The 20,464-nt window shown below is 38.8% G+C and carries 19 protein-coding genes; 3 read left to right on the top strand and 16 right to left on the bottom strand.

Translation table 11 applies throughout. From position 1 onward, the window contains the following. Positions 1-6 precede the first annotated feature (6 nt). The 4 genes from buk to ACH0CI_RS02280 form a co-directional block, all read right to left on the bottom strand. A complete protein-coding gene (buk, locus tag ACH0CI_RS02295) occupies positions 7-1,086 on the bottom strand; it encodes a butyrate kinase (RefSeq protein ID WP_406901369.1) in 1,080 nt (359 codons plus the stop codon). A 96-nt stretch (positions 1,087-1,182) separates the two neighbouring features. After that, complete coding sequence (gene bcd, locus ACH0CI_RS02290) at positions 1,183-2,286, bottom strand: branched-chain amino acid dehydrogenase (protein ID WP_013059125.1); 1,104 nt, start codon at positions 2,284-2,286, stop codon at positions 1,183-1,185. 12 nt (positions 2,287-2,298) lie between these two features. Further along, complete coding sequence (yqiS, locus tag ACH0CI_RS02285) at positions 2,299-3,210, bottom strand: phosphate butyryltransferase (RefSeq protein WP_028411582.1); 912 nt, start codon at positions 3,208-3,210, stop codon at positions 2,299-2,301. Positions 3,211-3,449: 239 nt separating this feature from the next. Continuing rightward, a complete protein-coding gene (locus tag ACH0CI_RS02280) occupies positions 3,450-5,519 on the bottom strand; it encodes a sigma 54-interacting transcriptional regulator (RefSeq protein WP_335706866.1) in 2,070 nt (689 codons plus the stop codon). A gap of 176 nt (positions 5,520-5,695) precedes the next feature. Between ACH0CI_RS02280 and ACH0CI_RS02275 the strand changes: the two genes are divergently transcribed. Next, positions 5,696-5,947 carry a DUF2627 domain-containing protein gene (locus ACH0CI_RS02275; protein WP_028411584.1) on the top strand — a complete coding sequence of 84 codons (252 nt, stop codon included), beginning with the start codon at positions 5,696-5,698 and terminating at the stop codon, positions 5,945-5,947. Positions 5,948-5,959: 12 nt separating this feature from the next. Here the strand turns inward: ACH0CI_RS02275 and ACH0CI_RS02270 are convergent, their stop codons facing one another. After that, the gene (locus ACH0CI_RS02270) at positions 5,960-6,688 is read right to left on the bottom strand and encodes a glycerophosphodiester phosphodiesterase (RefSeq protein WP_335706865.1); all 729 of its coding nucleotides are present in this window, start codon (positions 6,686-6,688) and stop codon (positions 5,960-5,962) included. A gap of 124 nt (positions 6,689-6,812) precedes the next feature. On the opposite strand from ACH0CI_RS02270, the gene ACH0CI_RS02265 reads away from it, so the two are divergent. Further along, entirely contained in the window at positions 6,813-6,965 is a 153-nt protein-coding gene (locus tag ACH0CI_RS02265) for a YycC family protein (RefSeq protein ID WP_064504589.1), read from the top strand. Between the two features lie 313 nt (positions 6,966-7,278). After that, the gene (locus tag ACH0CI_RS02260) at positions 7,279-8,610 is read left to right on the top strand and encodes a peptide MFS transporter (protein ID WP_033579713.1); all 1,332 of its coding nucleotides are present in this window, start codon (positions 7,279-7,281) and stop codon (positions 8,608-8,610) included. Between the two features lie 370 nt (positions 8,611-8,980). Here the strand turns inward: ACH0CI_RS02260 and spo0A are convergent, their stop codons facing one another. From spo0A to ACH0CI_RS02205, 11 genes are all read right to left on the bottom strand, one after another. Further along, complete coding sequence (gene spo0A / locus ACH0CI_RS02255; protein ID WP_013084985.1) at positions 8,981-9,769, bottom strand: sporulation transcription factor Spo0A; 789 nt, start codon at positions 9,767-9,769, stop codon at positions 8,981-8,983. Between the two features lie 227 nt (positions 9,770-9,996). After that, the gene (spoIVB, locus tag ACH0CI_RS02250; protein ID WP_016765539.1) at positions 9,997-11,277 is read right to left on the bottom strand and encodes a SpoIVB peptidase; all 1,281 of its coding nucleotides are present in this window, start codon (positions 11,275-11,277) and stop codon (positions 9,997-9,999) included. Positions 11,278-11,460: 183 nt separating this feature from the next. Next, positions 11,461-13,188: a DNA repair protein RecN gene (gene recN / locus ACH0CI_RS02245; protein WP_028410663.1), complete on the bottom strand. Its 1,728-nt coding sequence runs from the start codon at positions 13,186-13,188 to the stop codon at positions 11,461-11,463. A 16-nt stretch (positions 13,189-13,204) separates the two neighbouring features. Further along, entirely contained in the window at positions 13,205-13,654 is a 450-nt protein-coding gene (gene ahrC, locus ACH0CI_RS02240) for a transcriptional regulator AhrC/ArgR (RefSeq protein WP_013059136.1), read from the bottom strand. Positions 13,655-13,815: 161 nt separating this feature from the next. Continuing rightward, positions 13,816-14,643, bottom strand: coding sequence for a TlyA family RNA methyltransferase (locus tag ACH0CI_RS02235; protein WP_014458249.1), 828 nt, complete (start codon positions 14,641-14,643; stop codon positions 13,816-13,818). Further along, positions 14,640-16,541: a 1-deoxy-D-xylulose-5-phosphate synthase gene (gene dxs, locus ACH0CI_RS02230; RefSeq protein ID WP_028410662.1), complete on the bottom strand. Its 1,902-nt coding sequence runs from the start codon at positions 16,539-16,541 to the stop codon at positions 14,640-14,642. Before dxs ends, ACH0CI_RS02235 begins: the two co-directional genes overlap by 4 nt. Before the next feature lie 320 nt (positions 16,542-16,861). Further along, positions 16,862-17,758, bottom strand: a complete 897-nt coding sequence (locus ACH0CI_RS02225; RefSeq protein ID WP_013059139.1) for a polyprenyl synthetase family protein — start codon at positions 17,756-17,758, stop codon at positions 16,862-16,864. Further along, positions 17,758-17,991 carry an exodeoxyribonuclease VII small subunit gene (locus tag ACH0CI_RS02220; protein WP_013059140.1) on the bottom strand — a complete coding sequence of 78 codons (234 nt, stop codon included), beginning with the start codon at positions 17,989-17,991 and terminating at the stop codon, positions 17,758-17,760. The genes ACH0CI_RS02225 and ACH0CI_RS02220 overlap by 1 nt, the downstream gene beginning before the upstream one ends. A 3-nt stretch (positions 17,992-17,994) precedes the next feature. Next, a complete protein-coding gene (xseA, locus tag ACH0CI_RS02215) occupies positions 17,995-19,335 on the bottom strand; it encodes an exodeoxyribonuclease VII large subunit (protein ID WP_060746986.1) in 1,341 nt (446 codons plus the stop codon). Between the two features lie 84 nt (positions 19,336-19,419). Next, entirely contained in the window at positions 19,420-19,812 is a 393-nt protein-coding gene (nusB, locus tag ACH0CI_RS02210) for a transcription antitermination factor NusB (protein WP_406900823.1), read from the bottom strand. Between the two features lie 221 nt (positions 19,813-20,033). After that, complete coding sequence (locus tag ACH0CI_RS02205) at positions 20,034-20,435, bottom strand: Asp23/Gls24 family envelope stress response protein (RefSeq protein ID WP_013059143.1); 402 nt, start codon at positions 20,433-20,435, stop codon at positions 20,034-20,036. Positions 20,436-20,464 lie beyond the last annotated feature (29 nt).

The following is a 20,464-nucleotide window of genomic DNA, read 5'->3' as shown; positions in this document are numbered from 1 at the left end:
ACGCTATTAAGCGCCTTTATATTCCTTTACTTCTTCTTCACCTGCAAGCACTCGGAGAGCCCCTTCAGCTAGCGCTTGAAGCTCATTTTCTCCAGGATAAACAATGACATCTGCAATCCACTTTACATGATTAATAATCAGCTCAACAAACGCTTTTGAATAAGCAATGCCTCCCGTTAGAATAATGGCATCTACTTTTCCATGCAATACCGTACTGGCAGCTCCAATTTCCTTCGAAATTTGATAAGCCATTGCTTCGTAGATAAGCTTAGCTTTTTCGTTTCCATTTTTCACTAGCACTTCGACTTTCTGCACGTCAGATGTGCCCAAATAACCGACAAGCCCGCCTTTTCCTACAAGCATTTTCATAATCTCCTCGCGGTAATACTGACCTGAAAAGCAAAGACGAACTAATTCACCAACCGGTACACCGCCAGCGCGCTCTGGACTAAAAGGACCGTCGCCGTGCAGGCCATTGTTCACATCAATCACTTTTCCGCACTTGTGAACTCCAACTGTAACGCCTCCACCCATATGGGTAACAATAACGTTCATTTGTTCATATGTGCTATTCATTTCTTTAGCCACTTTTCGAGCAACCGATTTTTGATTCAGCGCGTGAAAGATGCTTTTCCTTTCTATAAAAGGAGTTCCAGAGATACGAGCGATGTCACTTAGCTCATCTACCACAACCGGATCAACAATGTACGCTGGAATATTTAATCCAGACGCAATCTCAAACGCTAAAATCCCGCCTAAATTTGAAGCATGACGGCCGGCATAACCGTCTTTTAAATCTTTGAGCATGGCTTGATTTACTTCGTATGTGCCGCCTTCAATCGGGCGTAAAAGCCCTCCCCTTCCACATACTGCACTTAATTTAGATAAATTAATCCCTTCTTCATCAAGTGCCTCTAAAATCGAATTTTTACGGAACTCATACTGTGCATATATCGTCTCAAACTGATTCATTTGCTGTGAATCGTAGCGGATTGTTCGATCAAAAATTGGTTTATCGTTGTGAAACACGCCAATTTTTGTGGACGTTGAACCCGGATTTATTATCAGCATTCGATATTCGTGCATATCCAACACATGTCCTCCTACCTTATCATTCTCATAAACGAAGGCTAGGTCGAAAGGATTTCATTTATTCCTTTTGCCTAGCCTTCAGCTCAAACATTAGCGCGTATGACGTCTACTTAAAATATGCTGTCCATTTTGTAAAAATTGACTGCGTGAACGACGCAGCTTTTCAATTCTTTCTTCAGCTAAGCGATCTGCTGCTAGATAGGTTGGAATGCCATCTCGCTTTGAGATTTCAACTACCTTTTCAATATTATCATAAATACCTTCAACTTTTTTCAGCGCACGCTCACGGTTATATCCAACTAGCTCATCAGCTACGTTAATAACGCCTCCTGCATTAATAACATAGTCCGGTGCATATACAATGCCTAATTCATGAATTAAATCACCATGACGCGTTTCTTTCAATTGATTATTAGCTGCCCCTGCAATAACTTTTGCTTTTATTTGAGGGATCGTTTCATCGTTAATCGTTGCTCCGAGTGCACAAGGAGCATAGATATCACATTCTACACCATAAATATCATTTGGGTCTACTGCTTGCGCACCAAATTCTTCTACCGCACGCTGAACAGCTTCTTTATTAATATCCGTTACAATAAGTTTTGCCCCTTCTTCGTGAAGGTGGCGGCATAAATTATATGCTACGTTTCCTACACCTTGGACAGCTACTACTTTTCCTTCAAGCATATCTGTTCCAAATGCTTCTTTTGCTGCTGCTTTAATTCCTCGGTATACGCCGTAGGCTGTGACTGGTGATGGATTGCCTGATGAACCGAAGGCAGGAGATACACCCGTTACATAATCCGTTTCCTCATATACAATATCCATATCCTCTACCGTTGTGCCCACATCTTCTGCTGTAATATATCGACCATTTAACCCTTGAATAAAGCGGCCAAATGCACGGAACATCGCTTCATTTTTGTCTTTGCGAGGATCTCCGATAATAACCGTTTTTCCTCCTCCTAAATTCAAGCCTGCTGCTGCATTTTTATAAGTCATTCCGCGTGATAAACGAAGCGCATCTTCAATTGCAGCCTCTTCTGATTCATATGTCCACATTCTCGTACCGCCTAGAGCTGGTCCAATTGTTGTATCATGAATCGCAATAATGGCTTTTAAGCCTGAATCTTTATCTTGGCAAAATAATAACTGCTCATAATCGTATGTTTCCATATAGTCAAAAATTTTCATTGTTAGTGCCTCCTAAGAATTCTGTTGAGCGACGCTGATAGCAAGCGCCAGTGAGTATAATTTACTTTCTGATGAATCTGCTCTGGATGTTAAGACGACCGGAGCTTTTGCCCCCGCTAGAATAGCTCCAACTTTTGCTTTAGCAAAATAAATAAGGGATTTATATAAGACGTTCCCTGTTTCAATTGCTGGAACGAGTAATATATCTGCTTGACCGGCAACTTCACTTTGAATGCCTTTTTGCTTGGCTGCTTCTATGTTAATGGCATTGTCGAGTGCTAAAGGTCCATCAATAACGCAGCCTTTAATTTGTCCTCTCCGGTTCATCTGTGTAAGAAGTGCAGCCTCTACTGTGGCAGGCATCAAAGGGTTCACAACTTCAACCGCTGCAACAGGAGCTACCTTTGGCACCTCTATCCCAATCGAGTGAGCAACGTTCACCGCGTTTTGAATGATTTGAACTTTCTCTTCCAGAGATGGCGTAATATTCATAGCTGCATCTGTTACAAGAATAGGGCGGTCATAGTGAGGAACATCAAACACAGCTACGTGTGATAAAACATTTCCCGTACGCAAACCATGCTCTTTATTTAACACAGCTTTTAAAATAAGCGATGTGGATAAATTCCCTTTCATTACGATATGAGCTTGACCTTGCTGAACTGAACGCACAGCCAATTGAGCCGCTTCTAAAACGGACTCCGTATGTACGACCGTCACAGCCTTATGAGTGAGTAAGGATGGGCGGTACTGCCTGAATAATTCATTAATTGTTGTTTCGTTGCCAAACAAAATAAATTCAGAAACTTCCCTTGACACAGCTTCATACACTGCCTCAATTGTTTCTAAGTCTTCAGCTGCAGCAACAGCAACAGTCAAAGAAGACTGCTTAGCAACCCGAGATAAGATGGTAGCAAGAGTCATGGAATGTTCGACCTCTCCTTTTTCATTCTTTCTTTTGCCCCTTTTTAAAGAGCATACTGCGCGTTTATGCAGTCACTTAAAATATATGCAAGATTTGTGCCACACTCTGCATATATTACATAATATAGCTGCTTATATCCGTTTCTACGCACAAAAAATTTTTTTTATTGATTCTAACGACAAACAGAAAAAAAAGAATACCTCTCTATTTATATGCAATAACTTGCACACCATGCATTTTATTGCATGCTGTTATTTGCAAGATTGTATTTTTCCAACTTATAATACAGAGAACGCAGGGAAATATTGAGCTGTTTTGCTGTTTTCGTTCGGTTATACTTGTTTGCAATCAGCACTTTTTGAATAAGTTCAGCTTCATAATTTTCCATCATGTGCGCTAAAGTCTTCCCTTCGAATACTACCTCTTCATTCGCCTGATTTTTTTCTTTTTTGCCCTTGCCTTCAAGTGAAGGGAGATGAACAGAATCAATCATTGTTTCCGTATAGTGCATATAAATAATAGCTCTTCCTAATATGTTTTCAAGCTCTCTAACGTTTCCTGGCCAGTCGTATGATCTCAATGATTGTAAGGCCCGCTCTGTTACCCCTTCAACATGTCGGCCGTAATCTTGATTAATTTTTGTAATTAAGTGTGTAACAAGCGCTCCAATATCCTCTTTTCTCTTCCGAAGAGGAGGTATGTGAATCGGAATTTTGTTTAGCCGATAATACAAGTCCTGTCTGATGCTTCCATCAGCCATTCCTTTTTCTAAATTCACATTCGTAGCTGCAATCACGCGAACATTCACCGGAATAGGGGTCGTGCCTCCAACGCGAATAAGCTCTTTTTCTTGAAGCACTCGAAGCAGCTTAGCCTGCATGTGAGCTGAAAGCTCCCCGATTTCATCCAAAAAGATGCTACCGTTATTGGCTTCTTCAAAAACACCTCGTTTTCCGCCTCGTTTTGCCCCGGAAAAAGCTCCTTCTTCATACCCAAAAAGTTCACTTTCAAGCAAAGACTCAGAAAGTGCAGCACAGTTGATCCGAACAAATTTATTAAACTTTCGGCTGCTCGCATTATGAATCGCATGTGCAAACAGCTCCTTACCCGTCCCAGATTCACCTCTAAGCAAAACAGTAGCTGGTGTTTTAGCAGCAAGTCTAGCCTGCTCAATTGCTAACTGAAATTCTTCAGACTGACCAATGATATCAGCAAATGAATATTTCGCTTCAAGCGTTCGGATAATTTGACGCGCTCTTTTGAGTTCATTTGTAAGCTCTTGAATTTCAGACATATCATGAATAACTCCAACGCTGCCTTTTAATTTTCCATCGACAATAACGGGGGCAACATTCACAACTACGTCTCTTTTACTCGGACCAAGCCTCATTCTTACACCTCGAACAGGACGTCTTGTTTGCAGCACCTTCATGTGCATACTGTCTCCTTCAGAGATATCGGCAGTCGCGGGCTGACCAATAATATCCGTCTTTTTTAAACCCGTAATTCTCGTATAAGCAGGATTAATTAAAATCCCTCTTCCTTCTTCATCGACAACCGAAATAGCTTCTTCAGAAGATTGAATAATAGCTTGAAGCATAGTTTGTACTTCTTTTAAGTTCGTAACTTCTTCTGCCAATCCGACGACGTCCGTAATATCTTTAAAAATCGAAAAGGCACCAAACAGCTCTCTATTCTCGTCGAGTATTGGTATTCTAGTCGTAATGACCTTCCGTCCGCTATCTAACACAAATTCACTATTTTGATCAATGGTTTTTGTATGAAGAACATCAACAAGTTTACTATTTGGAATGACTTCATGAAGATGCTTACCAATTACATCTCTGTGTGAAAAGTTCGTCAAACGCTCGGCACTTTGATTGAATAGCGTAATATATCCATTCCTATCAATCACGACCATCGCATCATGAGCCGCGTTAAAAATAAGATCATATTTATACGATTCTTGCTTTAACCGCTGAATTAACTCTTCTTTTTCATCCATCAGATTGGCCATAATTTCAGCAACCAATCCCGGAACTACCAGTGCATCAGCAGGTTTGCTTCTCTGCAATTGTTGAAAAACACCTTGTTTACCTGTTGTTTCAACAATGACATCGAGCTGCTTTGTCATATAAGGCTCCCAATTCATTCCTGTTGAAATATCTTGTTCTTTCGCATGCAAAACAGCCGGCGCGTCAGCTCGTACGTCTACTACACCAATCACTTTCATAAATTCGGTTTCCAACAAGATTTTCAGAATAGCTAATCCGCCTTTTCCTCCTCCAACGATCAACACATTTTGCATATTTTTTCACCTTTTCTACTTAATATGTACATGTTCCGTGCAAAATATTGCATATACCTATCATATAAAAAAAGAAACGCTCTTGACAATTTATTTAGTTCTTTTATGATTCAAGTATAACGGTTTTATAATGTAAACGCATTCATTTTTAAAAAAGAGAAGCGAAAGGAGAAGCTATGGTTCGAATTATTGCCCTGCTAATCTTACTTATTCCTGGTATACTCGCTGGATATGGCATTAAACTTATGAGAGATATGATTTTTGGCATCCTGCAATCCCCGTTCCCTTCTTTATTTTTGCAATTTTCAGTCGGTCTTCTGTTATTTGTAATCGGCCTTGGATTTGTTGCTGGCTTTATTCTGCACAGAGACCGCAAGCGAAACAAAGTTCAAAACAGATTTCAAAAAGATAAAAAAACATCGCATTAATGCGATGTTTTTTTACGAAAAGCGTCCCCCAAATTGCTTCACCATTTTTTCAGGATAATCAGTAATAATGGATTCACATCCATATTTCCGAAGCTGCTCAGCTACTTTTACATCATTTACTGTGTAAGGTCGCACTGGAATTTGACAATCTTTTGAAGCGGCTACATTTACTTCATTCACGGTACGCTGATTAGGGTGAAGAGCTTTTGCGCCAAGATGCTGCGCATATACCCAAGGCTCATACATCGGATAAGAATATAAAATAGCTGTTTCAATCGTAGAATCCAAAGAACCAATTCGGGCTAAGCTGTTATGATTAAAAGATGAAATCATCGTTCGATCCTTCATCTTGTATAAATAAATTAAATCCAAGACTTTCATTTCTAAGTATGGATAGTCAAATATATTGTTTTTCAACTCAATATTTACACTAATTCCTTCACTTGAAGCCCACTCCATTACTTCATTTAACATGGGAATTTTACATATCCCGTACTTTTTTTTGAACTTATAGCTCGCATCTAATTTTTGTAAATCTTGATACGTAAAATCTTTTACATACCCTTTTCCATTCGTCGTTCGATCTACTTTTTCATCATGAATTACAGCAAGTTCTCCATCCTTTGTCATATGCACATCAAGTTCAATTCCGTGTGCTCCGACTCTCGCTGCTTCTTTGAAGGAAATCATCGTATTTTCAGGAAACGTTCCAGCTGCGCCGCGATGACCTATTACAAACATACTTGCTCAACTCCTCTATTATCACTTATTATTAACTTTAGCATTACTTAATAGTGAAAGCACGAATTTACTGTTTATACTTCTTCACTTTCATTACTTTATATGCAAAAGGAGGTCGTTGTGTATGAGACCACTGCAAATTTCTCCGGATACAGCCGTAAAATTAGCAGAACAATTAAATATCCCCCTCGAGCAATTGATGCATATGCCTCAGCATATTTTGCTGCAGAAGCTTGCTGAATTAAATGCGGGCGAAGATAAAAAAGGATCTGAATAACAGATCCTTTTTTCTTTCGAATTTTCGTTTCCAAAAATAGTATTACTTTCTTACTTCATTTTCCATAACATATATTAGAATATTTAATAATATAAATGTATTTTTAAAAATGCTTTTAAATAAGTAATTTAATAATTTTTTGTGTATATTTAATTATTTTTTGATTTTTCCATATAATTTCATTGACGAAATTATTGTTTTTCTACTAAAATAAAAATACATTATATTTATTCCAGTACTTATATTCTGATTTTTTGATCAATTCAAATAAAAGAATTAAATAGTATGAGAGAAATTTTAGGGGGACTTCATTATGCAAGCAGCTGTACAACACGAAAATCAGCAGCCAAATGAGTCTAGGAAAAAACACCCTCCTGGACTGTACTTATTATTCGCGACTGAGGCATGGGAAAGATTTAGTTATTATGGAATGAGAGCCATTCTGGTTCTTTATTTAACTGCTACCGCTGCTCAAGGTGGACTCGGGGTAGATAAAGCAACTGCACTGAGCTTATATGGAACATTCACTAGTGCTGTTTACATTACGCCGATGATTGGCGGATATTTAACAGACCGCTTCCTCGGAAGAAGGCTAGCCATCACAATCGGTGGTGTGATTATGGCACTCGGGAATTTTTCCATCTTCATTCATCAAAGCGTAGCCGCTTTGTATATCGGACTTGCTTTATTAATTATCGGAAACGGATTTTTCAAACCAAATATCTCCACATTGGTCGGAGATCTTTATGCAGAAAATGATCCTCGCCGTGACGGTGCTTTTACCATTTTTTATATGGGTATTAACTTTGGTGCATTTTTCGCCCCATTAGTTGTTGGATTAATGAGTTATAAATACGGATTTTTAACAGCAGCTATCGGAATGGTTGTTGGACAAATTTTATTTAACCTACTGGCTAATCGCTATTTAGGTGATATTGGGAAAGAGCCTACAGGAAAAGTTCATGCAGCAGCATCTCAAACATCAACTGCTCCGCTGACAGCACGAGAAAAGAAAAGAACGGTTGCTATCGTTATTCTAGCTTTCGTTGTTATTGCTTTCTGGACAGCTTTTGAACAGGCTGGAAGTTCTTTAACGCTATATGCTCAAGATCAAATTGATCGTCAAATCGGTAGTTTTACGGTTCCAACAGAGTGGTTCCAATCATTGAATCCACTGTTTATCATGATTTTAGCACCAATTATGTCACTTGTTTGGTACAAGCTAGGAAATTCAAAACGCGGTGATTTTAAAACACCAACAAAAATGGGTATGGGACTTGTAACAGTCGGATTAGGATTCTTAATTTTAATTCCAGCCGTTATGTATACTGGTAATGACCCAGCTTTAAAAGTAAATATCCTGTTCATGATTTTCACTTACTTCCTGCACACGCTAGCTGAGCTTATGATTTCGCCAGTAGGGCTGTCTATGGTAAGTAGACTGGCTCCATTAAAGCTTGCTTCTCTTTTAATGGGCGTATGGATGGCAAGCTCTGCTGTTGCTAATAAGCTAGCGGGTGTTCTTGCATCTTATACACAGTCGTTAGGTTATTTCGACATCTTCAGCTTAATCGGAGCTGTAACAATTGTACTTGGAATTATTGTTTTGTTCCTTTCAAAACCGATTGCTAAATTAATGGATTAAAAAAAGCAGCCTTTTCTGAAGGCTGCTTTTTTTATCATTTATTTATCCATATATGTAGATGAATTTTTTAACACATCTTCTAAATCTTCTTTCAAACACAAACCCCTCATAACAATGAAATAAATTATTTCAATAAAATACACTACTATGGATCACAAGATGTACATTCCCTTAACCTCCCTATTTCCAACTCTTAAAACAAAATGAAAGGACCCATGAATGATTAAAATTCATCGGCCCTGCAGTAAAAAGTTTATTGATTTTCAGTTTAATATCTAGTGTAAATTCCAAAAGTTTATCGGCATGTACTCTGTATTACAAAAGGTATCAGCTCACTCAAAACCCCGTAATTCCAGCAGTCCTATCCCTTTCAACTCGCTTTATGTTCAAGGCGTAATTTATCCGCAACCATGGCGATAAATTCACTATTTGTCGGCTTTGCTTTTGACATGCTGACAGTATATCCGAATAATGAAGAAATAGAATCAATGTTCCCTCGGCTCCATGCTACTTCAATGGCATGACGAATGGCGCGCTCAACGCGGCTTGCTGTTGTATTGTATTTCTTTGCAATGTCAGGATACAGCACTTTTGTAATCGACCCAAGCAGCTCAATATCCTTATATACCATTGAAATGGCTTCTCTCAAATATAAATAGCCTTTAATATGAGCAGGTACACCAATTTCGTGAATGATGCTCGTAATGCTTGCATCTAAATTTGCTGGTTTGCTGTCGCGATGCGAACGCATGGAAGAAGATGAACGTTGCATAAATGAAGATGTTTGTCCGCTAACTTGACGAATATGATTCACTAAGTTTTCCATATCAAACGGCTTTAGAATAAAATAAGCAGCTCCTAAATCAACCGCTTTTTTCGTTACGTCTTCTTGCCCAAATGCTGTTAGCATGATGACATTTGGATAATTTTCTTTTTTCATTTCTTTTAACTGACCTAAAACTGCTAATCCATCTAGATGCGGCATAATAATGTCTAATACAAGAACATCCGGATCTTTATCTTTTAAAATGGATAAACACTCTTGTCCATTGTAAGCTACTCCGATTACTTCCATGTCTTCTTGCTCTGAAATATAATCTTCAAGCAAACCAATTAGTTCCCGATTATCATCAACCAAGCATACTTTAATTTTTTTCAATGCAGCTTCCTCCTCAGTCCTTTATGTTATACGTCGTTTCCTACGTGTCTCTATTCTTTATTCTAAAGGACAAATTCGACAATGCAACATTATTTCCTTTATTTTTTTAGAAAAAAGTCTTTTAAATGGAATTTATTCGATTTTCTCTTATTTTCTTTGTTTTTCGACGTTTTTCTCGTACATTTACGACAATAATTTTTTTCAAAAAAAGCGAACTAATGACAACATTAGCTCGCTTTTTTTCGATTATTTTTATAAATATCAATTCCTGCTTCGTTAAGCATCCATTCAATATGGACACCATAACCCGAGGTAGGATCATTTACAAAAACGTGGGTAACCGCTCCAACGACTTTACCGTTTTGAATAATCGGGCTCCCGCTCATTCCTTGAACAATTCCACCTGTTTTCTTTAACAATTTAGGATCTGTAATTTTAATAACCATTCCTTTAGTAGCCGGAAACTTTTGAGGTATAGTACTCATAATTTCAATATCAAATTCTTCCACTTGATCATCATCTACTACCGTTAGAATTTTAGCCGGTCCTTCTTTTACTTGATGAGATAGGGCAATTGGCATTGCTTTATCCATTATTCCGTTTTCCATCGTTGAAGACAATTTTCCAAAAATACCAAAAGGACTATTTCGTGTAATATTTCCAATGATTTGTCTATCTTCAGAAAACCTTGCTAGCTTTTCACCCGGAACGCCGTTAGAACCTTTCTCAATTGATGTAACGGTCGAACGGACAATTTGTCCATCTTCTACTACGATTGGCTTTTTTGTATCCATATCCGAAATAACGTGGCCTAAAGCGCCATATTTTTTAGATTTTGGATCATAAAAAGTCATTGTGCCAATTCCTGCAGCTGAATCACGGATGTATAAACCGATTCTGTACGCATAATCTTGCTTATCTTTTAACGGATACAGCTTAGTATCAAACTGCTTTTTTTCTCTTAAAATATGCAGATTTAATGGTTCACCCGTTTTTCCTGCCTGCTGAATAAACGGTGTAATATCACTCATTTTTTCAATGGTTTTACCATTAATCTTCGTAATCATATCTCCAACTTGAATACCCGCAATTTCGCCAGGAGATCTTTTACCTTTTGCTGTATCTACCTGATGATAGCCTACAACAAGAACACCTTTTGAATTTAATTTCACACCGATTGATTGTCCACCTGGAATGACTTTAAAATCAGATAATACCTGCACATCTACACGCTTTACAGGAATACCGGCCAAATGAAGCATCAACTCTTCTTTGCCTACCTGTTTGCCTGCTACGGTCAGCTTCGCCTTGTTACTTGTTACATCGTAAACAGGTGATGAAGCTTCTACGCTAAGCGGTAATGTCGTATTAATTTTTTCTTTTTGCTGTTCAAATAAGACGATTTGTTTTGGAATGTGTATATATTGTTGCACAACTGGAATAAATCCTACAAAAATGAACGAAACAAGGAGAATCGCACCAATTATATGTCTGTATCGATTTTGCATGTTTTCACTCTCCTCGCTTCCTCGCCTAAATGGCTACACATTTAATTTAGCCTTCTTAGAGCGCATTTATAACAGAAGTTCAGAGAAAAATGAAAAGAAGTGCAAGGAAACATTTTCAGTTCCTCCATTTTGTATAAAAAAACACCTTTAACACATACTGTTACGTGTTAAAAGGTGTTTTTTTTAAATGGTGTGCTTCATCTTATCCGCTAAATCTAAAAGCTCTTTGGCATGTTCCTTTGTTAAGCTTGTAATTTCAGCTCCTGCAATCATTCGACCAATTTCTTTTACCTTTTCATCAACAGTTAATGGAAGAACAGACGTCGTTGTACGATCGCCTTTTATCTCTTTAGCAATAAAGAGATGAGTATCTGCCATTGCTGCTACCTGAGGCAGATGAGATATACAGAGAACTTGTGAATCAACAGAAATAGCATGTATTTTTTCACCGATCGATTGAGCTACTCTTCCACTTACGCCTGTATCAACTTCATCAAAGATAATGGACGTCACGCCTTGATGCTTAGAGAAGATGCTTTTTAACGCCAGCATAATTCTTGACAGTTCTCCTCCTGATGCTACTTTTGCAAGAGGCTTTAACGGTTCACCAGGATTGGTAGAAATATAAAATTCTACGTTGTCAATGCCGTCTTTGGTGAATTTTATTCTTTCTCCATTTACTTCAACATCATTTTTACCTGCATTTACAACAGAGAATTTAATTTGAAATACGGTCTTAGCCATATACAGTTCTTGAAGCTCATGATGGATGCTGTCCGTTAACTCTTGAGCAAGTTTTTTTCGAATAGCTGAAACGTTATTAGCTTCTACTAATAAATCCTGTGCTACACTGTTTAACTCTTCTTTGATCTTGCTCACATGCGTATCTCGATTTTCAATACGATCAATTTCATCTTCAATTTGCGCTGCATATTCTAGAATTTCATCTACACTTTGACCGTATTTACGCTTTAAGTGATTAATTTCATTTAAACGCGCTTCAATAAAATCTAAGCGTTTGGGATCAAATTCTAATAAATCAAGCTGCTGACGAATTTTATAAGATGCGTCTTCTAGCTGGTAGAAGCTCGATGAAATGATCTCAGAAATTTCGGCATAGTTTTTTTCCAGTGACGAAATATCCTCCGTATGATTCATGGCTACACCTACCCAATCTAAACCTTGGTGTTCACCGTGCAGCGCATTGTACGCATCGTTTAGCGACGTATAGATCTTTTCAAAGTTAGAAATCTTCAAACGCTCTTCATTTAGTTCCTCGTCTTCGTTCAGCTGCAAATTTGCCGCTTTGATTTCATCTAATTGAAATTGAATAAGATCGAGGCGATGTGCCATCTGCTGTTCATTTTCAGTTAATTGATCGAGCTGTTTTTTTAGCGATGTATACCTAGAAAATACCTCTCGATACTCCGTCAAAGCCTCTTCTACTTTTTCTCCTCCATATTGATCAAGAAGAGTTAAGTGACGATCTTGATTCATTAAATCTTGGTGCTCGTGCTGTCCATGTATATCAATTAACGTCTGTCCGACTTCACGTAGGATAGCTAACGTTACAAGCTTACCGTTGATCCGGCAAATACTTTTCCCATTTGTGGTAATGTCTCGGCGAAGCACAATCATTCCATCTTCCACTTCTAAACCGACTTGTTTAGCTTTTTCATGACTTGGATGCTGTTCTTCATCAAATAAGAAAAGTCCTTCAATTTCGGCTCTGTCTGTTCCGTGGCGTACAAACTCCGAAGAGCCTCTTCCACCTACTAACAATGAAATGGCATCAATAATAATCGATTTCCCCGCTCCTGTTTCGCCTGTTAATACCGTTAAGCCTTTTTCAAATGAAACAGAAAGTTCATCAATAATCGCAAAGTTTTTAATGGATAATTCAGCTAACAACCTGCTTCACTCACCTTTATAACATTTCTAAGAATCGGTCTGATATAATTTGCGTATCTTCAGGAGTACGGCAAATAATCAAACATGTATCGTCTCCACAAATTGTTCCTAATATTTCATCCCAGTCCAAATGATCAATTAATGCGCCAATCGCATTTGCATTTCCCGGTAATGTTTTCATCACCAACATATGCCCAGCTGAATCAATTTTTACAAATGCGTCCATAAGAGAGCGCTTTAACTTTTGTAAGGGATTAAAACGCTGATCTGCAGGCAAGCTGTATTTGTATCGACCGTCCATCAAAGGCACTTTGACTAAGTGCAATTCTTTAATATCACGAGAGATTGTTGCCTGTGTTACATTAAAACCTTGGTTTTTTAAAATATCTACCAATTCATCCTGTGTTTCAATATCATTATTCGTGATAATATCACGAATTTTAATATGTCTTTGCCCTTTATTCATGTTGGCACCTCACATTAATATGTAATCTTCTTTTTGATTTGTTGTTTATAAGTCTTTCACTAATTAAGTATCATAATGTGTTCAACTTGATTATGCACCTTTTGTATAAAGAGTCATAATCAAATCGCCAATGCTAAGTCTTTGCTTAACATTGGCCATTATTACTTTTTCTCTTTTAACGTCTTATGTGCTTCTTCGACTACTTCATGCACAGTAAGCGGAGCTTGATTTTCACCAAGTTCACGCTCGCCTTTCCAGCGCAGGTGGAGAAGAAATTCGATATTTCCATCTCCTCCCGTTATCGGTGAATACGACATGTTATATACATCGTATCCTTGACGAAGCGAGAAATCCACCATGCCTTGAAGGACTTCTTCATGCACTTTTGAATCACGCACGATTCCTTTTTTCCCAACTTGCTCTCTTCCAGCCTCAAACTGTGGCTTAACGAGCGCAACAACGTCGCTGTGTGGAACAAGAAGTGTTTTTAACACAGGAAGAATGAGTCTTAAGGAAATAAATGATACATCAATAGAAGCGAATTCAGGCAAGCCTCTTGATAAATCAGCTGGCGTCACGTAACGGAAATTTGTTCGTTCCATTACTTCTACTCGTTCATCTTGACGAAGCTTCCAAGCTAGCTGATTATAGCCTACGTCTAGCGCATAGGACATCTTCGCTCCATTTTGAAGGGCACAATCAGTAAAGCCTCCAGTAGAAGAACCAATATCAATCATGATTTTATCCGCTACATGGACATTAAATTCTTTAATCGCTTTTTCAAGCTTAAAGCCGCCTCTGCTGACGTAAGGCATTACTGCACCTTTAATTGTCAGCGGCGTATCGCGTTCAATTTTCTCTCCCGGCTTATCCAAACGGACTTCATTCGCATAAACAAGTCCTGCCATTACTGTACGCTTTGCTTTTTCTCTTGTTTCAATCAAACCTCGTTCTACTAATAATACATCTACTCGTTCTTTTTTTGTCACTTAACTTCAAGCCTCTTTTGTGTTGGTGTTACGAGTTTTTTAACTCGATTTATAATCTCTTCTTTGGTTAAGCCAATTTCTTCTAAAAGTTTTGTTACGCTTCCGTGCTCGATAAAGCGATCTGGAATCCCCATACGTTCAACGCGCGTATCATAATAGCCGTGCTCTGATGCAAACTCTAACACCGCGCTCCCAAAACCGCCTTGAAGTACCGCTTCTTCTACCGTAATCACAGGCTTATTCGTTTGGAAAATCTCATGAAGCATTTTTTCATCCAGCGGTTTAATAAAACGAGCATTTACCACTTTGACGCTGATTCCTTGCTTCTCAAGTTCTGCTGCTGCATCCATCGCCATTGAAATCGTTGTACCAAACGTTAAAATGGTTGTATCTGAACCTTCTTTTAATACGTCCCATGTACCGATTGGAATGTTTTTCAGTTCTGAATCTAGTTCAACACCTAATCCGTTTCCTCTAGCGTAGCGCATAGCAATCGGACCTTCTTCATAAGTCAAAGCAGTGTGAACCATGTGCTGGCCTTCATTCTCGTCTTTTGGCATCATAATAACAAGGTTAGGCAAATGACGTAAGAATGCAATATCAAACACGCCTTGATGCGTTTCACCATCAGCACCTACTAGTCCAGCGCGATCAATTCCAATAAATACATTTAGCTTCTGACGGCAAATATCATGAACCACCTGATCGTATGCACGCTGTAAAAACGTAGAATAAATAGCTAAAAAGGGCTTCATATTTTGAGTTGCAAGACCCGCTGCCATTGTTGTTGCATGCTGCTCTGCAATCCCAACATCAAACATGCGATGCGGAAACTCTTTTTGAAATGCTTCGAGTTTTGAACCTACAGGCATTGCTGGCGTTACGGCTACAATGCGATCATCTTCTCTAGCCATCTTCAATACCGTATCACTTACTAATTTACTCCAAGCAATCGGAACATTTTTGTCTTTAATAAAGTCACCAGACTCAATTTTGTAAGGGCCTGTACCATGCCATGCTCCGCTTTTATCGCTTTCCGCTGGCAAGTACCCTTTCCCTTTTTTCGTAATAACGTGAATCAGTACCGGTCCTTTTGTTTTCTTTGCATATTGTAACGTTTCCAATAAATCGTCATAGCTATGGCCATCAACCGGGCCTAAATACGTAAAGCCAAGATCTTCAAAGAACATGCCTGACACAACCATGTACTTTAGGCCATCTTTTACACGTTCTGCCGTTGCTGCAAGCTTCCCGCCTACTGCAGGCACTTTTTTCAGCAAGACTTCAAGCTCATCTTTTACCCAGTTGTATTTGCCCGCCGTGCGCAAACGTCCTAGAATACTGTGTACAGCACCCACGTTAGGAGCGATAGACATTTCATTGTCATTTAAAATAACGGTCATATCCGTTTGCTCGTGCCCGATGTGGTTAAGCGCTTCAAGAGCCATACCACCTGTTAAAGCTCCATCCCCAATGATAGGAACAATATGAGCTTTTGTTTTTTGTAAATCTCTTGCAGCAGCCATTCCCATTGCGGCTGAAAGAGATGTAGAACTATGTCCCGTTTCCCATACATCATGCTCACTTTCGTCACGCTTTGGAAAACCGCATAATCCTTTATATTGACGGATTGTATCAAACTCTCCCGCTCGTCCTGTTAAAATTTTATGGACATACGACTGATGCCCCACGTCCCATAAAAATTTATCTTTTGGGCTGTCGAACACTTTATGGAGTGCAAGCGTTAACTCAACAACCCCCAAATTCGGCCCTATATGACCACCAGTTGCAGAAAGCTTTGTAATTAAAAAACGACGAATCTCTTCACTTAGTTCTTCTAATTGTGTTACTGACATTTTCTTTAAAAACTCAGGATTTTTTATCGTTGTAAGATCCAAGGTGGATCACTCACTTTCGTACTTGTTATAAAGTTACCTTAATACATTGTCTATTGTTTTATACGTATAGTCAATTTTTAGTATTTCCTTATTACTTACAATACCTTTGATATTCTATCAGTAAACCAGTGATATTCAAAGGAAAACAGTGAAAAAATAGCCGCTAACACAAATGTGATAACGGCCACCAAGATATTGTATATGTCTTTCAAACCTATGCACTACGCTTTTATACAGTAGTAAAATCATTATAGCATAGCCCCTATTGGGACTCAATCTTATTTTACTGTATCACTCAAAAAACCTGACAGAACTCGTCATTAACTATCACGTTTTGCTATATATAAACAAATTTCTTCTAGTAATCCGTGCTTAATTTGAGCTTGACGTAACGAGAGAAGTGCTTGTTCAACATGATACTGTAACTTTTCTTTGGCCGCTTCCATACCTAACAAAGAAGGATATGTCGTTTTTTCATTTTCTGTATCACTGCCAATTGGCTTTCCTAATTTTTCTTCAGACCCTTCCACATCCAAGATATCATCTTGAATTTGAAACGCTAACCCTACATGCTTACTGAATTCTTCTAATAATTCTTGCTGTAGAGGCGTAGCTTTTGCAAGAATAGCTCCTGCTTTTACACAAAAACCTAGCAGCTTCCCCGTTTTGTGAAGGTGAATATATTCAAGCTCATCTAGCGTGAGCTGCTTTTTTTCGCCTTCCATATCCGCAACCTGTCCGCTGATCATACCTTCTGTTCCGCTTGCTTTTACCAGTTCTGTAATGAGCTGAAGCTTCATATGTGATGTAATCTCAGGATGTGCCGCTTCAGAAATGAGCTGAAAGCTATTTGTTAAAAGAGCATCTCCAGCTAATATAGCCGTTGCTTCGCCGTACACCTTGTGATTCGTCGGTTTACCTCTTCTTAAGTCGTCATCATCCATGCTAGGTAAATCATCGTGAATGAGAGAATATGTATGAATCATTTCCACTGCACATGCTGTTTCTAATCCCATGCTCTCGTCTTTTCCAAACGCATGTAGCGTTGCAAACAACAGCACTGGGCGAAGTCGCTTTCCTCCTGCCGTAAGAGAGTAAAGCATGGATTCCTTTAAGTTAACCGGAGCATGTAATGCTTTTACCACTTCAGGCAAGCGTGTTTCTACTCGATCTTTTGTAAAAGAAATATACTCTTTTAAATTCATTTCATTCACCATCACTCTTCCTCCTGCACCGAGAATGGCTCAAGCGTTCCGTCTTCACGTAAAATAGTTTCCATTTGCTTTTCAATATGCTGAAGACGATCGTGACAGAATTTTGAAAGAGTCATTCCTTCTTGGAATTGTTGAATTGCTTCTTCTAAAGGCACGTCGCCTTCTTCTAGCTTGTTTACGATGGTTTCTAACTGCTCCATCGCCTCTTCAAACGTATACTCTTTATTTGTCGCCATTTTTCATCGCTCCTCTATTTTCGAAACTTCACACTGCAACTGTCCATCGGTCAAACGAACGTTTACCACATCGCCTTTGGATACTTGTTTGGTTGATTTAATTAACTCTTTTTCTTTATCGTATACTAAGCTGTAGCCTCTTTCCATTGTTTTTAATGGACTAAGCGTATGTAATTTTGACGTTGCCGTTGCAAATAAAAGCTGTTTTTGCTTTAGCAGCTGCTGCATCTCTTTTGTCAGCATTTTCGTCAGCTGCTGTTGACGCTCCGCTGCTTTCGTTAACTGATGCTGGGGGTGATTGCGCAACAAAGCGGCTGTTAGCTGCTCGGAGTTCGTCCGTTTATCTTCAATGTACCTTCTACCTTCACGATAAAAACGCTCCATCAACTGATCTAACTGCTGCTCTTTTTGCTCGACCAACTTTTGAGGATAACGAAAAGCATATGATTTTTGGGATCGTTCAAGCCTGCGGCTACTAGACTGAAGCATTTCTTTCATCGAACGAAGAAGACGGATATTTCGCTGAGTCAATCTTTCTGTAATTTCACTGATATGAGGCACAGCCAATTCCGCAGCACCCGTTGGAGTAGGAGCGCGAAGATCTGCTACAAAATCTGCAATTGTAAAATCGGTTTCATGTCCAACCGCTGAAATAACAGGAATAGTAGAAGTGAAAATTGCACGAGCAACGCTTTCTTCGTTAAAAGCCCAAAGCTCTTCAATTGACCCACCACCGCGGCCAACAATTAATACGTCTGCTTCTTTACGACGGTTTGCTTCTTCAATTGCCTTAATGATAGACGGTGCCGCATTCACTCCTTGAACAAGAGCGGGCATCACAATAATGTTCGCGTTATATCTGCGCTTTAATGTCGTAATAATATCACGTACGGCTGCTCCAGTTGGAGATGTAATAACACCTATTGTTGTTGGATACTTCGGCAGTTTTCGTTTCCTAGCAGGATCAAATAAGCCTTCTTTTTCCAGCTTTTTTTTCAGCTGTTCGTAGGCCAAGTATAAGTTTCCAACGCCATCAGGCTGCATTTCTTTTACGTACATTTGATAGTTTCCGCTTGGTTCATAAACCGAAATTTCAGCTCGAATGAGTACATTCATTCCTTCTTCAGGCTGAAAATTAAGCTGCCGGTTATGCCCAGCAAACATAACGGCTGCGATACGAGCATTTTGATCTTTCAAGGTGAAATACATATGTCCCCGACTATGACGTTTAAAGTTAGAAATTTCTCCTTTAATCCATACATCTTGCATGTGAGGGTCTACATCAAACTTGCGCTTAATGTATCGTGTAAGAGCCGTAACGGTTAGATAACGCACTTCACTCATCGTTTTGCCTCCTTTGCAGTCACCCTCTCCCCTTTATATAAAGGAGAGAAGCATTTTGGTCACTTGATTTGGCAAGATGAACCTTTATTTAGATAAAGTTGTTAACACTTTAGACAATACGCCATTGATAAACTTGCTTGATTGATCATCGCCAAACGTTTTCGCTAATTCAATCGCTTCATTTAACGTAACGCTCGTAGGAATTTCTTCTTCATACTTCATTTCGTATACGGCAATACGTAGGATAACGCGGTCTACAGTAGCTACACGATCTAACGTCCATTTTTCTAAATGATTGCGTAAAAGTTCATCAATTTCTTGCTGATGTTCAACCACACCTAGCACGAGACTTTCTAAAAATTGATCATACTTTTCATTTTGTACAACATTTCCGATTGCCTCCATTGGCTCGGTCTGCCCTAAATCATGCTGAAATAGTGCTTGTAATGCTTTTTGGCGTGCTGTATGTCTTTTCATTATTTTTGCTCCTTTATTTATCTTCTTCAACTAGTATACCTAGATAATAGCATAGTTTATGAAACGATACTTCATTGTTCTTAGACGAAGTTTGTAGAACACGAAAAAGACCGTCTTTATGACGAGACAGTCTTTTTCACTTTACCATAGCTTGTGTTGAAAAGGAACAAGTAATCATACGTTATTCCATTTTAGCAACAGCCGTTAGGTCAACGTTTGTTTTATTCAACTTCTTCAATATCAGTTTTTTGCGTATCAAACTGAATCCCTACGATATGAATGTTTACTTCATCGAGATCAATAGCTGTCATATTTTTAAGGGCTTGACGAATGTTATCTTGTACTTGTTGCGCTACGTTTGGAATAGACACTCCAAACTTCATCATACAAAATACGTCTACTTTTATCCCGTTTTCTGTTAAGTCCACTTTTACACCTTTACCGTGGTTTTTCTTTCCTAGTTTCTCCACAACGCCAGCTGCAAAATTTCCTCTCATTGCAGAAACGCCTTCTACTTCAGAAGCAGCAATACCCGCAATGACTTCAATAACCTCAGGAGCAATTTCTACTTTGCCAAGAGAATTTGGGTGTTCTTCCATTTCTAATACATGATTTTCATTCATGTACAGCACCTCCTATAGTTTATATTATA

Origin of the sequence: Priestia sp. 179-F W1.4 NHS (genome assembly GCF_045369295.1) — a bacterium.
GTDB classification, from domain to species: domain Bacteria; phylum Bacillota; class Bacilli; order Bacillales; family Bacillaceae_H; genus Priestia; species Priestia zanthoxyli.
Note: the sequence above shows the minus strand (reverse complement) of the source record. Positions and strands in the feature narration are given on the sequence as shown.

Coding starts and splice junctions, on each gene's coding strand:
- buk (WP_406901369.1), bottom strand. CDS start 1,086: ATGCACGAATATCGAATGCTGATAATAAATCCGGGTTCAACGTCCACA.
- bcd (WP_013059125.1), bottom strand. CDS start 2,286: ATGAAAATTTTTGACTATATGGAAACATACGATTATGAGCAGTTATTA.
- yqiS (WP_028411582.1), bottom strand. CDS start 3,210: ATGACTCTTGCTACCATCTTATCTCGGGTTGCTAAGCAGTCTTCTTTG.
- ACH0CI_RS02280 (WP_335706866.1), bottom strand. CDS start 5,519: ATGCAAAATGTGTTGATCGTTGGAGGAGGAAAAGGCGGATTAGCTATT.
- ACH0CI_RS02275 (WP_028411584.1), top strand. CDS start 5,696: ATGGTTCGAATTATTGCCCTGCTAATCTTACTTATTCCTGGTATACTC.
- ACH0CI_RS02270 (WP_335706865.1), bottom strand. CDS start 6,688: ATGTTTGTAATAGGTCATCGCGGCGCAGCTGGAACGTTTCCTGAAAAT.
- ACH0CI_RS02265 (WP_064504589.1), top strand. CDS start 6,813: ATGAGACCACTGCAAATTTCTCCGGATACAGCCGTAAAATTAGCAGAA.
- ACH0CI_RS02260 (WP_033579713.1), top strand. CDS start 7,279: ATGCAAGCAGCTGTACAACACGAAAATCAGCAGCCAAATGAGTCTAGG.
- spoIVB (WP_016765539.1), bottom strand. CDS start 11,277: ATGCAAAATCGATACAGACATATAATTGGTGCGATTCTCCTTGTTTCG.
- ahrC (WP_013059136.1), bottom strand. CDS start 13,654: ATGAATAAAGGGCAAAGACATATTAAAATTCGTGATATTATCACGAAT.
- ACH0CI_RS02225 (WP_013059139.1), bottom strand. CDS start 17,758: ATGGTGAATGAAATGAATTTAAAAGAGTATATTTCTTTTACAAAAGAT.
- ACH0CI_RS02220 (WP_013059140.1), bottom strand. CDS start 17,991: ATGGCGACAAATAAAGAGTATACGTTTGAAGAGGCGATGGAGCAGTTA.
- xseA (WP_060746986.1), bottom strand. CDS start 19,335: ATGAGTGAAGTGCGTTATCTAACCGTTACGGCTCTTACACGATACATT.
- nusB (WP_406900823.1), bottom strand. CDS start 19,812: ATGAAAAGACATACAGCACGCCAAAAAGCATTACAAGCACTATTTCAG.
- ACH0CI_RS02205 (WP_013059143.1), bottom strand. CDS start 20,435: ATGAATGAAAATCATGTATTAGAAATGGAAGAACACCCAAATTCTCTT.